We start from the raw sequence: 14,257 nt of genomic DNA, 5'->3' as shown, positions 1-14,257 counted from the left end.
TTCAGATGATAGTCTGACTTTTCGTTATGATGCGGCAGCCATATCAGCTAGCGCGACGTTCTTTCTGATCAGTGCGCCCCACCGAAGTAGGCGCTTTGGACTTCCTCGTTCTTTGCCAGCATCTCGGAGTCGCCCTGGACGATGATCTTGCCTTGCGACAGCACATAGCCGTAGTGGGCGATGGCGAGGGTCTGGTTGACGTTCTGCTCGACCAGGAGGACCGTCACACCGGTTTCGTTCAACCGGCGCACGATGTTGAAGTTCTCCTGCACGAATAGCGGAGACAGGCCCAGCGATGGCTCGTCGATGATCAGAAGCTTGGGATCCGTCATCATTCCGCGGCCGATCGACACCATCGCCTGTTCGCCGCCGGACATGGTGCCGGCAAGCTGCTTGGCGCGCTCTTTCAGGCGCGGGAACACCTCATACACCTTGCCAAGGCGCGCTTTGACCGTCTTCTCCGCATTGACGAGATAGGCGCCAACCCGAAGATTCTCTTCGACCGTCATCTTCGCGAAGATCCGGCGCCCTTCGGGAATGCAGGCAATCCCGAGACCGACGATCTCGTGGGTCGCCATCTGATCGAGCGTCTTGCCTTCGAAAGCGATCGAGCCGGCGCGCGGCGGCGTCAGTCGCAGGATTGAGCGGATCAGCGTCGACTTGCCGGCACCATTGGAACCGAGGATACAGGTGATCTTGCCCGGCTGCACGTCGATGGAAATGCCGGACAGCACGTCGGCCCGATCATAGGCGGTGAAGATGTTCTCGACTGTGAGATGACCGCTCATGCTTGCCCCAGATAGGCTTCGCGGACCACAGGATCAGCCGCGACATCACGGAATTTGCCTTCGCAGATCTTCTTGCCGTAGTTCAGCACGACACAGCGATCGGTGACGCGTTCGATCAAGCCCATCTCGTGCTCAACAATGATGATCGTGAGCCCGCCAAGCGATTTGCGGATGCCGAGGATTTCATCCACCACCTGATCCGTCTCGTCATGGGTCATGCCGGCAGACGGTTCATCGAGCAGCACAAGCTTTGGCTTGCCTATCAATGCGCGGCAGATCTCAACCCTGCGCCGATCGATCATGCCGAGCGAGATCGCCGGATCGAACAGCTTGTCCGGCAGCGCGGGATTGAAGACATGCAGCAGCTCGCGGGCTTCATCCGCGATTTTCTGCGCTTCCGCGGCGAATGATTTCCGCTGCACGATATTGTGCCAAAGGCCATTGTTCAGCGTTCGCTGCGCACCCAGCGCAATATTGTCGAACACCGACAGCGACAGGCATAGGCGCGATCGTTGGAACGTGCGCGACAGGCCATAAGACGAGATGTTGTGAGCCTTCTCGCGGGTGATGTCGATGTCACCCAGCAAGATCTTGCCTGCACTTGCGGAATAGACGCCGCTGATCACATTGAGGAACGTGGTCTTACCGGAGCCGTTCGGCCCGATCAGTCCGAGCACTTCGCCATTGCGGACGTCGATGTTCAGCTCATTAAGTGCGAACAGGCCGCCGAAACGGACCGTCAAGCCGCGGCTCTCGAGCAGCACGTCGTTAGACAAGCTCGTCATGCGCTTGCCTCTGTATGCAGTTTCCGGACCCGGCGCGCCACGAGGCCGTCCGGACGCATGGTCAGAATCGCGATGACCAGGACGGCGTAGAAGATGAGCCGGTATTCCTGGATGAATTGAAGCTTCTCGGGCAGCAGGACGACGATCAACGCCGCTGGCAGAACGCCCCAACGATTGCCGATGCCGCCCAGGATCACGATGGACACCATCACCAGCGAGTCGCCGAATGTGAAATTCGCCGGCGCGATGAACCCCGTCATTTTCGCATAGACCGCCCCCATCAGGCCGGCCAGGAAGTTGCCTATCGTGAATGCCAGCACTTTCCAGTAAGCTATCTTTAGTCCGAAAACGGATGCTGCGGTCTCATCGAGGCGCACCACATCGAACCAGACACCGACCCATGAGCGGTCCAGCAGTCCGACAAAGATCATCGCCAGCGCCGTCAGAATACCGGTCAGGATCACATAGTTCACATAGGACGACAGCACGAGGCCGAAGATGTGGATGTCATTGGTGAAGTCCCAGCCGAACAGATTGATGCCGGGAAGCTTCAGGCCCTGCGGACCGCCAAAGAAGTCATTCGCATCGAGAAAGACGTTGAACATCACGCCGAACGCCATGGTCGTCAGTGCGCCGTAATGTCCGCGGGTGCGCAGCACCGGGAGGATGAGCAGCGAGCCGATGAAGACCGCGACCAAGCCGCCGCAGACCAAAACCAGCGCATCGGGTAGACCGCCCTGCTGTCCCAGCATCGCTGCGGTATATCCGCCGGTGCCGGCGAAAGCTGCGGCTGCAAAGTTGGTCAGGCCAGCATAGCCCATCTGCACAGTGAGGCCGAGGCAGATCGTCGCGTAGATCAGCACCGTTGCCAGCATCAGCAGGCCGAAATTGTCGTCGCGCAGCACGAAGATGACAGCGAGCGAGGCCACCGTTATCAGGCCACGCAGCAGCCAGGGATTTTCCGAAGCGGCGACTTCCGTCGCGGCGACGCCTCCGAACCGAGCGGCGCAGAAGCAGACCGCAGCCGTGATCGCCAATGCGACGCCCAGCAATTTCTGGTTTTCGATCAGGACCAGCGCCGTGAGCGCCACTGCAGCGAAGGCCACAGCAACAAACAGCGGCCACACCGGCACCCGTACAAGCGTCCGAGAGGTCGGCGTCATACCCGCTCGCTCCCGCGTTCGGCGAGAAGCCCGGTCGGTCGCCAGGTGATGAGGACGATGATCAGCACGAAAGCGAACACGTTCTTGTAGTCGCTCATCGACGGCATCGCGGCAACGACGAAAGTCTGCAGCCCTGCGAACAGATAGCCGCCGATGATCGCGCCCCAGATATTGCCGAGACCGCCCACGATCGCAGCCGTGAAGCCGATTACGGCCAACAGCAGGCCCATGCTGTAATTGATCTCGCTGTAATACAGCGCATAGATCATGCCGGCGAAGCCTGCGGTGATGGAGCCCAATGCAAAGGTCAGCGGGATGATGCGACCGAAATTGATCCCCATCACACGTGCCGTTTCGGTATCTTCGGCCACCGCCCGCATCGCGAGGCCGAATTTGGAGTGGTTGATAATCCAGTAAACGGCGCCGATCGAGGCGGCGCCGGCAATGATCAGAATAATCGCGTCGGTGCGAAAGAACGACGGACCGATATTGAAACCACCGGCCGGCAGCAGTTCCGGAAAGCGCTGCGGATTGGTGCCGTTCGGAAAGAACAGCCGGATGGCTTCACGGATGGCCGTACCGACCATCATCGTCATCAGCAGCATATTAAGCGGCGGCGCATTGCGCAGCGGCATGATGAGGAAATGCGAGATGCCGGCGCCGACCACCGCGGTCAGTGCCATTGCCACGCACAGCGCGACAATGAACTGCAGCGGCACCGACAGTCCCAGCGCATTCGCCGCCCAGACGGCGACGAGGCCTCCGAAGGCGCCGAGCGTGAGCACGTCCCCGTGCGAGAACTTGATCACGTTCATGACGCCGAAGAAGATGGTGAACCCCATGGCGACGAGGCCATAGATCGTTCCTTGCATCAAGCCGTTCAGCAGGTGTTGACCGATCATACCCATGGGATGTCCCGACGATCCGCGCTTACGGCAGGTTCTTGAGCTTGCGCTTGCCGGACACGTATTCGCTTTCTTCCCAGACCACCCACTTGCCGTCCTGGACGACATAACTCGTGGTCAGCGGCGTGATGTTCTGACCATGGTCGTCGAAGGTGACCGGACCGACGATGGATGGACGGTCCTTCACATCGCCAAGGTCGGTGGTGACCTTGGCGCGATCCGGCCCGACCTTCTCGATGGTCTCCATGACCAGACGGGTGGCGACATAGGCGAACGGTCCATAAGCTTCCGGCGGTTCGGAATAGCCGGCAGCCTTGTAGGCATCCGAGAACATCTTGCCGCCCGGCATCTTGGACAGCGGCGGGCTGTCGAAGAAGGTCAGCGTGCCTTCGGCGAGCTCCGGACCAGCGGCGTTGACGAAGGCATCGCCCATGATGCCGGAATTGCCCTCCAACTGCGCGTTGATGCCGAACTTGGCCATCTGCGTGCGGAGGCGTGCGCCGAGCGGTGTCAGGCCACCAAAATAGATGACCTCCGGATTGAGCTCCTTGATCTTGGTCAGCTCGGCCGACAGATCCTGCTGATCCGGCGGGACCGAGAAGCTGCCCAGGATTTCATTACCGTTCTCGAGCGTGAACTGGGTGAAGTACTTGTTCATCGACTTGCCGTAGTCGGTGGAGTCGGCGAAGGACACGAACTTCTTGTAACCGCGTGCCTTCATGAACTGCGCGCCGATGCGGTTCTGGCCGATCAGGATGCCGCTGACGCGGTGCACTTCGGGATATTTCTTGGCATAGGTAATTTCGGGCAGCACTGCCGCCCACACGACCATCGGCATCTTGAAGCGATTGAAGATATCGACGGTGGCAATCGCGGTGGCGGAACAGTAATGCGGGATCGCGGCAATGATCGAACGATCGGACGCGATCTTGGTGACGACCTGCACGCCCACGTTGGGCTTGCATTCGTCGTCAAGCACGACGAGCTCGTACTCATATTTGGTGTTGGGCTCGGCATTCATCAGCTTCACGGCCAGTTCGGCCGAGTTGCGTCCGCCAATACCGTGAGGCGAAATAGCGCCGGTCAGCGGACCCACGAAGGCGATCTTCACCTTGTCCTTGGCGAAGGCCGCGCTGAAGCTACCAAAGGCCAGTGGCAACACACTCGCAACGGCCAATGCGGCCAAACCACGCTTGCTAATCGTCCCCATCGCTGATCCTTCCAGGTTGATCCAGCCTGCAACGCTAGTGGTCCGGGAATACGGCAGATAGGATGCACGCGCGCTGTTGCTTGTAGAATTGCGTCATAACTACCGAATATCGACTGCCTGTACTTGGTTGGCGCGCCGACTGCTCGTCGGGGCTATTTTGCGCAGCAAACACAATGATTTCGCTGCGCTGCAAAATTCATCGCGAAGATTAAATCTTGGCCTGTCGATGCTTTTCAAACGAGCATTCGTCGTCGCATTGCCGGCGCTAGAACACCACCGTCTTGCGTCCATTCAAAAGGACACGACGCTCGAGATGAAGCCGCACCGCGCGCGCCAAAACTCGCGACTCGATGTCGCGCCCAACGGCGACAAGATCGTCCGAGGACGACGCGTGCGTCACCCGTTCGGTCTCCTGTTCGATGATCGGGCCCTCATCGAGATCCGGCGTCGCGTAATGCGCGGTAGCGCCGATGATCTTGACACCCCTGTCGTGGGCTTGGTGATAGGGCCGCGCGCCCTTGAAGCTCGGCAGGAAGGAATGGTGGATGTTGATGACATGACCATAGAGCTTGCTAGACAGATCGTCCGACAGTATCTGCATGTAACGTGCAAGAATGACCAGATCGGCGCCTTCTCTCAGATACAGCTCGTAGAGTTGCCGCTCCTGCTCCGGCTTGGTCTCGTTGCTGACGAGCCAGTGATAGTACGGGATCCCTGCCTTCACAGCGATCGCTTCGCAATCGCGGTGGTTTGACACGATCGCGACGACCTCGGCTTTCAGCCAGCCGACTTTGACCTGATACAGCAGCTGCTCGAGACAATGGTCCGACTTGGAGACCATGATGATCACCCGGGGACGAGACGCTGCATCGACCAGAACGGCGTTCATCTCGAATCGAGACAATACCGGATTGAGCACCGATTCCAGTGTCTTTCGACTGATCACATCCGGCGTCTCGAAAGCAATACGCATGAACAGGCGGTTGGTCGTCCTGTCCCAGAATTGCGCGCTTTCCAGGATGTTGCTATCGACATCGGAAATCGCCGTCGTGACGGTCGACACGATGCGCGGGCGATCCTGGCAATAGAAGGTCAAGATCCAGTTCTTCTTCACCATCTTGCTTGTCTCGGTGGTGGATCGATCGCGCGGCTGCGATCGCCATGGGCTGAAAACATGTTGGTGTGACTGCCGCGCAACGGGATCCGCAGACGCCCGCATCACGCGATCCGACGATGCCTGTCGGCGCAGTGTCGCGTCAGCCTTTTGCCGACACCTTCGAAGATCGCCGTGATCGGCGCCTGCGGCTTGTGGACGGTGACACGCACGGCGCTGGCGCGCGTGAACATTCAGCCCTTGGATGAATATCCCGTCCGCCAGCAGCCCCTCTCCGACACGCTCCATCAAGCGGCCTGATCAGGACCGATAGATCGGGAACGACGCAACCAGCTCGGCGACGCGGCCACGTACCTTTGCCTCGACCTCCGGCGCTCCCTGGTCCGGCGCGCTGGAATTCGCATCCAGGACGGCGGCAATGAGCTTGCCGACTTCTTCGAATTCACCGACGCCAAAACCGCGCGACGTCGCGGCCGGCGAGCCGAGCCGGATGCCCGACGTGATGGTCGGCTTCTCCGGATCGAACGGGATACCGTTCTTGTTGCAGGTGATGTTCGCCCGCCCAAGCGCCGCCTCGGCGAGCTTGCCGTTCAGGTTCTTTGGCCGGACATCGACCAGCATCAGGTGATTGTCGGTGCCACCGGTGACGATCGGATAGCCGGCCTTTGAGAGCGTGTCCGCCAACGCGCGCGCATTGGCGACGACGTCAGCCGCATATTGACCGAACGAGGGTTGCAGCGCTTCGCCGAACGACACGGCCTTGGCGGCGATGACATGCATCAGCGGCCCGCCCTGCAGTCCCGGAAAAATCGCCGAATTGATCTTCTTGGCGATGTCCTCGTCATTGGTCAGGATCAGTCCGCCGCGCGGTCCGCGTAGCGTCTTGTGGGTGGTCGAGGTCACCACATGCGCATGCGGGAACGGCGACGGATGAGCGCCGCCGGCGACGAGACCAGCGAAATGCGCCATATCGACGAACAGATAGGCTCCGACCGCATCCGCGATGCGGCGGAACGCGGCAAAATCCCAGAACCGCGAATAGGCCGAGCCGCCGGCGACGATCACCTTCGGCTTGTGCTCCACTGCCAGTTTCTCGAGCTGCTCCATATCGATGATGCAGTCGTCGCGGCGAACGCCATAGCTGACGACGTTGAACCACTTGCCCGACATGTTCGGTTTGGCGCCATGGGTGAGATGACCGCCCGCCGCAAGATCGAGGCCCATGAAGGTGTCGCCGGGCTTCATCAGCGCCATGAACACCGCTTGGTTGGCCTGGCTCCCGGAATTCGGCTGCACATTGGCATAGCCGCAGCCGAACAGCGTCTTGGCGCGCTCGATCGCCACCTCCTCGACTTCGTCGGCGAAGCGACAGCCGCCATAGTAGCGCCGGCCGGGATAGCCTTCGGCATATTTGTTGGTCAGCACCGAGCCCTGCGCCTGCAGCACTGCACGCGATACGATGTTCTCGGATGCGATCAGTTCGATCTCGTCACGCTGCCTGCCGAGTTCTCCGGCCAGCGACGACGAGATGGTCGGATCTGCTTGGGCGAGATCGGCTGTGAAGAATGCCTCGCGTTCGGCTTGGGTCATGGTCTTCCCTCAACATTCTGCCAGATTGACAGCGAGACCTCCCAGTGAAGTCTCCTTGTATTTCGATTGCATGTCGCGCCCGGTCTCGCGCATCGTCGCGATCACCTTGTCGAGCGGCACCACATGGGTGCCGTCGCCCTGCAACGCGAGCGAGGCCGCATTGATCGCCTTCACGGCACCAAAGGCGTTGCGCTCAATGCATGGCACCTGCACCAACCCGCCGATCGGATCGCAGGTCATGCCGAGGTGATGCTCCATGCCGATCTCGGCCGCGTTCTCGATCTGCTCATTGGTGCCGCCGAGCACCGCCGCCAGCCCCGCCGCTGCCATCGAGCAGGCCGAGCCGACCTCGCCCTGGCAGCCGACTTCCGCGCCGGAAATCGACGCATTCATTTTAAACAGCGCGCCGATAGCCGCGGCAGTCAGTAGGAACACGCGCATGTTTTCCGGTGACGCCTCGCGGCAATGGTCGCGGAAATAGCGAAGCGTGGCCGGGATGATGCCCGCCGCGCCGTTGGTCGGTGCCGTCACCACCTTACTGCCGGCCGCATTCTCCTCGTTGACCGCGATCGCATACAGGCTGACCCAATCCATCACCTCATGCTGGGTGCGGCTGTTCGAACTTGCAGCGGCGACAAGGCGCCGATGCAGTGAGGGCGCGCGGCGCTTGACGTTCAGTCCGCCCGGCAGCTGCCCCTCTTTGGTCATGCCGCGATCGATGCAGTCCATCATCACCTGGATGATGCGATCGAGCCGTTGCTCGATCTCGTCCGCCGGGAGCGACGACATCTCGTTGGCCATGACAATCTGCGCAATCGACAGACCGGTTTTCGCACCGATCTCAAGCAGCTGCCTGCCCGACCTGAAAAGATGCGGGACGGGAACGTCCTCGACAATGCCGACGACGCCGACCTGCGCTTCCGGAACGACAAAGCCGCCGCCGACGGAGCACCAGCGTTCATCGTGAAGGACATGACCGGCCGCATCGAAGGCGGAGAGCGCCAGCGTATTCGGATGGTTTGGCGGCTCGGTCACACCGTCGAAGATGATGTCATTGGCGAAGTCGAACGGAATGTTGCGCCGCTCGGCAACCCGCAGCGTGCCCGCCGCGCGGGCGCCATCGACCAGCGTCTCCGCTTCTTCTGGATCGATCGTTTCCGGAAACTTGCCGGCAAGCCCGAGAACGACCGCCTTGTCGGTGCCATGACCGCGGCCGGTCCAGGCCAGCGAGCCGAACAGCTCGACCTTCACGCGCGCGAGATCCTTCAGCAGACCACGCTCCGCAAGCTGGCTGGCAAACAGCGCCGCGGCCTTCATCGGTCCCATCGTATGCGACGACGACGGCCCGATGCCTATCTTGAAGAGATCGAACGTTCCAATCATCGCGCGGTCTCCAGGGCGCAGCCGGGCTGCTAGGACAGGCTTCGCGCTTCGTCGAGGAATTGCCAGACATAGGGCGCAAACGAACGCCATACATCCACGTGGAACACGTGCTCTTCAGAACGTGACAGCAGAAGTGATGTCTTGCCCAGCACCGTGCGCGTGCACATCCCGACCGGGAACGCCTTGAGGGACAGATCCAGCGGACAGCCATGGTTCAGCACCAGCGCCGCCGTCGGACCTGCAACCGCGATGCCATCCGAACGATGACTGACATCGACCAGCGAGCAGGCCTGCGCCTGCAGCGCTACCGACATCCCGCCGAAGACTTCGATCGGATCCTCGTTCACCGCCTGGAACAGCCATTCGTCCGGCCCCAACCAATAGACCGACCGGCCGCCGACCGCCGCGAAGCGGCAAGCCTCAAGGCTCGGTTTGACGCCAAAATGCGCCCCGGCAGCCTCGATCGCCTCGGTCTTGCCGCGAAACACCAGCTTCGCCGCATCGGGAAGAATCGAGAGCGTCGTGGCGAACGCAGCAGTGGTGCCGGATGACTGCATTGGGGACAACGCGTTCGAACGCATGATCGCAGGACTAAGCATTCAAACGTTCCCCCTTCGGATCGAACAATATCGAGTCGACGACTTTCGCTTTGATCACGCCGTCCGGCATCGGGATCGAGAGCTCCTCACCCATCCGCGAGCGACCGCCGCGAACGAGTGCCAGCGCGATCGAGCGGTTCAGCGTCGCGCTCCAGTAGGCGGAGGTGACATGTCCGATCATCGGCACCGGGATCGGATGGGTCGGATCAAGCACGATCTGGGCGCCCTCTTCGAGAACCACCTTGGGATCCGTCGTCAGCAACCCGACCAGTTGCTTGCGGTCTTCCCTGACCAGCGCCGGCCGCGACAGCGAGCGCTTGCCGACGAAATCCCGCTTCGCCTTGCCGACAGCCCAGCCGAGGCCGGCGTCATCGGGCGTCACCGTGCCGTCGGTTTCCTGACCGACAATAATGTAGCCCTTCTCCGCGCGCAGCACGTGCATGGTCTCGGTACCGTAGGGCGTGATCCCGTAAGGCTTGCCCGCCGCGAAAATCGCTTCCCAGACCGCCCGGCCATAGCCGGCGGGGACGTTGACCTCGAAGCCCAGTTCGCCAGTGAACGACACCCGGAATAGCCGCGTCGGCACGCCGCAGATACGTCCTTCCCGGACGCTCATATGCGGCATGGCATCGGCCGACAAATCGATGCCCTCGACCAGCGGCTCCAGCACCTTGCGCGCATTCGGTCCCTGCAAGGCAATGACCGACCACTGCTCGGTAGTCGAGGTGAGCCACACTTCGAGGTCCGGCCATTCGGTCTGGAGGTAGTCCTCCATCATGGACAGCACGCGGGCCGCACCGCCGGTCGTCGTGGTAACGTGGAAACGATCCGTCGCCATGCGGCCGACGACGCCGTCATCCATGATGAAGCCGTCTTCGCGCAGCATCACGCCATAGCGCAGCCGACCGGGCTCGAGCTTGGTCCAGGCATTGGTGTACATGCGATTCATGAATTCGGCAGCGTCCTTGCCGACGATCTCAATCTTGCCAAGCGTTGAGGCATCGAAGATGCCGACCGACTCGCGCGTCGCCTTGCATTCGCGCGCGACGGCGGCATTCATGTCCTCGCCCACCTGCGGGAAATACCAGGCGCGCTTCCAGACGCCGACATCCTCGAACCGTGCGCCCTGGGCTTCGGCCCATGGATGGATGCTGGTCTTGCGCACGGGATCGAACAGATCACCACGCGATTGGCCGGCAAAGGATCCGAAGGTCGTCGGCGTATAAGGCGGCCGGAACGTGGTCAGGCCGACCTTCGGCACCGCGACATCGATCTGCTTCGACACGACACCGAGGGCGTTCATGTTGGACAGCTTGCCCTGGTCGGTGGCCATGCCGGTGGTCGTATAGCGCTTGACGTGTTCGATCGACCGAAACCCTTCGCGGGTCGCGAGCCGGACATCCTTGGCCGTCACGTCGTTCTGGGAATCGACCCAGGCGCGTTTCTCCGCCTGATGATCGGCCATCACGGAGCCGATGAACGCATCGGCACCCACCGACTGCGTGGAGACCGTATAGCTGCGCTCGCCGCGCGGGGAGAAGCCGGCCTTGGCCGCAGCGTCCCGACCACCCTTGGCACCGCTTTCGATGGCGCTTTCGAGCGCGAACAGTCCCTTGCACGCCCCGACCGACCGCTCACGCTCGACAGACTCGCCAGGCACATAGGCCCGCAGCTCTTCGCTGTAGCTGAGCTTGCCGCGGCTCTGCGAGAACAGATGCACCGACGGCGTGAACCCGCCGGACATCAGGATAAGATCGCAAGCCACCGTCTCGGCATCGCCGCCTTGCGCGTTGGAGATCTGCGCCGACTTTACCCGCAGCCAGCCCGACGTGCCGCGAACGATGCTGTCGGAGCGAACCTTGATGCCTTCGGCGCGTGCCTTGTCGACCCAATAGCCCGACACGCTCTTGCGCAGATCCACGATCACCTGGATCCTGGCACCGGCTGCCTTGAGGTCCAGCGCCGCGCGATAGGCGCTGTCGCAGGCGGTGAATACGACCACCTGCTTGCCCGGCACCACGCCGTACCGATTCACATAGGTCCGGGCAGCACCGGCCAGCATGATGCCCGGCCGGTCATTGTCGGTGAAGACGAGCGGCCGCTCGATCGCGCCGGCGGCCAGCACGACTTCCTTAGCCCTGACCTGCCAGAGCCGCTCACGCGGCTGGTTCGTCGCGGGATTGCTGAGGTGGTCGGTGACGCGCTCGTTGAGACCGACAAAATTGTGCGGGTACCAGCCGAACGCCGTCGTACGCGACATCAGCTTCACGTTGGGGCGCTTGCGCAATTCATCGAGCGCCGCACGCGCCCAGTCGGCGGCCTGCATGCCGTCGATCGATGCCGAACGATCAGACAGCAGCGAGCCGCCCATCTCTGCCTGCTCGTCGCACAGGATCACGGTGGCATCGCTGTTGCTGGCTTCGAGCGCTGCGGCAAGACCCGCAGGTCCGGCGCCGACGATCAGCACGTCGCAATGCGCAAACACCTGCGTATAGCGATCGGCATCCGGCTCGGCTGGCGCTTTGCCGAGACCCGCCATCCGCCGGATTACCGGCTCATAGAGCTTCTTCCAGGCCGTGCGCGGCCACATGAAGGTCTTGTAGTAGAAACCCGCCGGCAGGAAGGCCGAGAAATATTCGTTGAGGAAGCCGGCATCGGTCTCGAGCGACGGCCAGCGATTCTGGCTTTCGGCCACCAGCCCGTCATAGATCTCGACCTGGGTCGCGAGCAGGTTCGGTGTATAGCGCGACTGGGTCGCGCCGACACCGACCAGCGCATTCGGCTCTTCCGAGCCCGCCGAGACGAAGCCGCGCGGCCGATGATACTTGAACGAACGCCCGACCAAATGCACGCCATTGGCGATCAACGCGGAGGCGAGCGTGTCGCCGGTCAAACCCTGATACGACTTTCCGTCGAACGTGAAATGAACTGCGTTGCGGCTTTCAGCGACGTCACCGCGCCGCACGCGATACGTACCCGTCATGGCTTGGCACCCTGATGTTCGGCTTCGGGGCGCTCGCCCATGCGATAGGTGCGCTTGATGACGTCCGTGGTCGTGTCGCGGCTGGCATTGAAGAAACGGCCGCAGCCATTGGCGTGCCGCCAACGCTCGTGATGCAGCCCCTTGGTATTGTCGCGCATATAGAGATAGGCGGCCCACTCGTCGTCAGTGAGGCTCATCGGGTCGGCCGGGCGGGCGATATGCGCCTGCCCGCCATTGGCGAATTCGGCCTCCGGGCGCGGCCCGCAATAGGGGCAATTGATCAAGAGCATCTCGTTTTCCCCGCTATCAATGCGCCACGGCGGCCGCAGCCGCTTCGTCGATCACGGCACCATCGCGGAATCGCTCGATGGTGAACGGCGCATTGATCTTGTTCGGCTCATCCTTGGCGATCGTACTGGCGAACACCTCGCCCGATCCCGGCGTCGCCTTGAAGCCGCCGGTACCCCAGCCGCAATTGACGTACAGCCCGGATACCGGCGTCTTCGCCACGATCGGCGAGCGATCCGGCGTGACGTCGACGATGCCGCCCCAGTTGCGCAGCATGCGCAGGCGCCGGAACGCCGGCACCAGTTCGCAGATCGCATCCAGCGTATGATTGACGATGTGCAGGCCGCCACGCTGCGTATAGGACGTGTAGACGTCCGTTCCCGCCCCAATCACCATCTCGCCTTTGTCCGACTGCGAGATATAGGCGTGGATCGTGTTCGACATCACCACGCAGGGGAAGATCGGCTTGACCGGCTCGCTGACCAGCGCCTGCAGCGGGAAGCTTTCCAGCGGCAGACGCACGCCGGCCATGTTCATCACCGTGCTGGTATTGCCGGCCGCGACGACGCCGATGCGCTTCGCATTGATGCTGCCGCGCGTTGTATCGACGCCCACCACCTCGCCGGTCGGCGCGCGGCGGATGCCAGTGACTTCGCAATTCTCGATGATATCCACGCCGAGCGCGTCGGCAGCGCGGGCATAGCCCCAGGCCACAGCGTCGTGCCGCGCCGTGCCACCGCGGCGCTGCAGCGCGCCGCCGAGGATCGGATAGCGCATGGACCCACCGACGTTCAGCGGCGGACAGAATTCTTTGCATTCCTCCGGCGACAGCCATTCATTGTCGATGCCGTTGAGACGGTTGGCATGAACGTGTCGCTTGAAGCTCTGCACATCGTGAATGTTGTGCGCCAGCATCAAGACGCCGCGTGGTGAATACATCACATTGTAGTTCAGTTCCTGCGATAGCCCTTCCCACAGTTTGAGGGCGTGCTCGTAGATCCCGGCGCTTTCGTCGAACAGATAGTTCGAGCGAATGATCGTGGTGTTCCGGCCGGTATTGCCGCCGCCGATCCAGCCCTTTTCGAGAACGGCAACGTTTTTGACGCCGTAGCGGCTGGCCAGGTAGTAGGCCGTTGCAAGTCCGTGGCCACCACCACCGACGATGATGACGTCATAGCCCGGTTTCGGTTCAGGCGAACGCCACTGTCGCTGCCAACCGGCATGACCGGTCAGCCCTGCCCGTAGTAATGAAAGCGCTGAAAATTTCTGCATGGCTGTCCACGTTGTGATTGGATGGAGCCTACAACTCGCTGCCGCTTCGCTGCCAGCATCAGCCCGCCAATCATGTTGGATCAGAGCGACATCGGAACGCCGCAGGTTTGCAAAGCCCCGACACGAAACACGTAGATTTGCGACAAGCCGCCCGGCTTCGCTCGCCAGGGTCTCGAA

General features: G+C 61.8%; 12 protein-coding genes. All 12 read right to left on the bottom strand.

The window, feature by feature from the left end; translation table 11 throughout:
- Positions 1-68: 68 nt before the first annotated feature.
- Positions 69-788: an ABC transporter ATP-binding protein gene (locus AB8B02_RS26175; RefSeq protein WP_089266582.1), complete on the bottom strand. Its 720-nt coding sequence runs from the start codon at positions 786-788 to the stop codon at positions 69-71.
- Entirely contained in the window at positions 785-1,573 is a 789-nt protein-coding gene (locus tag AB8B02_RS26170; RefSeq protein WP_439065547.1) for an ABC transporter ATP-binding protein, read from the bottom strand. The genes AB8B02_RS26175 and AB8B02_RS26170 overlap by 4 nt, the downstream gene beginning before the upstream one ends.
- On the bottom strand, positions 1,570-2,736 hold the full coding sequence (locus tag AB8B02_RS26165; RefSeq protein ID WP_439065546.1) for a branched-chain amino acid ABC transporter permease: 1,167 nt from the start codon (positions 2,734-2,736) through the stop codon (positions 1,570-1,572). The genes AB8B02_RS26170 and AB8B02_RS26165 overlap by 4 nt, the downstream gene beginning before the upstream one ends.
- Positions 2,733-3,644 (bottom strand): branched-chain amino acid ABC transporter permease, encoded by a 912-nt coding sequence (locus tag AB8B02_RS26160; protein ID WP_068737795.1) that lies wholly within the window; start codon positions 3,642-3,644, stop codon positions 2,733-2,735. The genes AB8B02_RS26165 and AB8B02_RS26160 overlap by 4 nt, the downstream gene beginning before the upstream one ends.
- A gap of 22 nt (positions 3,645-3,666) precedes the next feature.
- Positions 3,667-4,851 carry a branched-chain amino acid ABC transporter substrate-binding protein gene (locus tag AB8B02_RS26155; RefSeq protein WP_120287824.1) on the bottom strand — a complete coding sequence of 395 codons (1,185 nt, stop codon included), beginning with the start codon at positions 4,849-4,851 and terminating at the stop codon, positions 3,667-3,669.
- A gap of 265 nt (positions 4,852-5,116) precedes the next feature.
- On the bottom strand, positions 5,117-5,968 hold the full coding sequence (gene purU / locus AB8B02_RS26150; RefSeq protein ID WP_184512758.1) for a formyltetrahydrofolate deformylase: 852 nt from the start codon (positions 5,966-5,968) through the stop codon (positions 5,117-5,119).
- Between the two features lie 297 nt (positions 5,969-6,265).
- Complete coding sequence (gene glyA, locus AB8B02_RS26145) at positions 6,266-7,555, bottom strand: serine hydroxymethyltransferase (protein ID WP_184512757.1); 1,290 nt, start codon at positions 7,553-7,555, stop codon at positions 6,266-6,268.
- Between the two features lie 9 nt (positions 7,556-7,564).
- Positions 7,565-8,938 (bottom strand): L-serine ammonia-lyase, encoded by a 1,374-nt coding sequence (locus tag AB8B02_RS26140; protein ID WP_439065545.1) that lies wholly within the window; start codon positions 8,936-8,938, stop codon positions 7,565-7,567.
- A gap of 29 nt (positions 8,939-8,967) precedes the next feature.
- Entirely contained in the window at positions 8,968-9,537 is a 570-nt protein-coding gene (locus AB8B02_RS26135; RefSeq protein ID WP_439065544.1) for a sarcosine oxidase subunit gamma, read from the bottom strand.
- Complete coding sequence (locus tag AB8B02_RS26130) at positions 9,530-12,520, bottom strand: sarcosine oxidase subunit alpha (protein WP_439065543.1); 2,991 nt, start codon at positions 12,518-12,520, stop codon at positions 9,530-9,532. Before AB8B02_RS26130 ends, AB8B02_RS26135 begins: the two co-directional genes overlap by 8 nt.
- Positions 12,517-12,810, bottom strand: coding sequence for a sarcosine oxidase subunit delta (locus tag AB8B02_RS26125; RefSeq protein WP_068737808.1), 294 nt, complete (start codon positions 12,808-12,810; stop codon positions 12,517-12,519). Before AB8B02_RS26125 ends, AB8B02_RS26130 begins: the two co-directional genes overlap by 4 nt.
- A 16-nt stretch (positions 12,811-12,826) precedes the next feature.
- A complete protein-coding gene (locus AB8B02_RS26120) occupies positions 12,827-14,080 on the bottom strand; it encodes a sarcosine oxidase subunit beta family protein (RefSeq protein WP_231078505.1) in 1,254 nt (417 codons plus the stop codon).
- Positions 14,081-14,257: the final 177 nt, after the last annotated feature.

It is taken from the genome of Tardiphaga sp. 862_B3_N4_1 (assembly GCF_051811085.1).
Classification (GTDB): domain Bacteria; phylum Pseudomonadota; class Alphaproteobacteria; order Rhizobiales; family Xanthobacteraceae; genus Tardiphaga; species Tardiphaga robiniae.
Note: the sequence above shows the minus strand (reverse complement) of the source record. Positions and strands in the feature narration are given on the sequence as shown.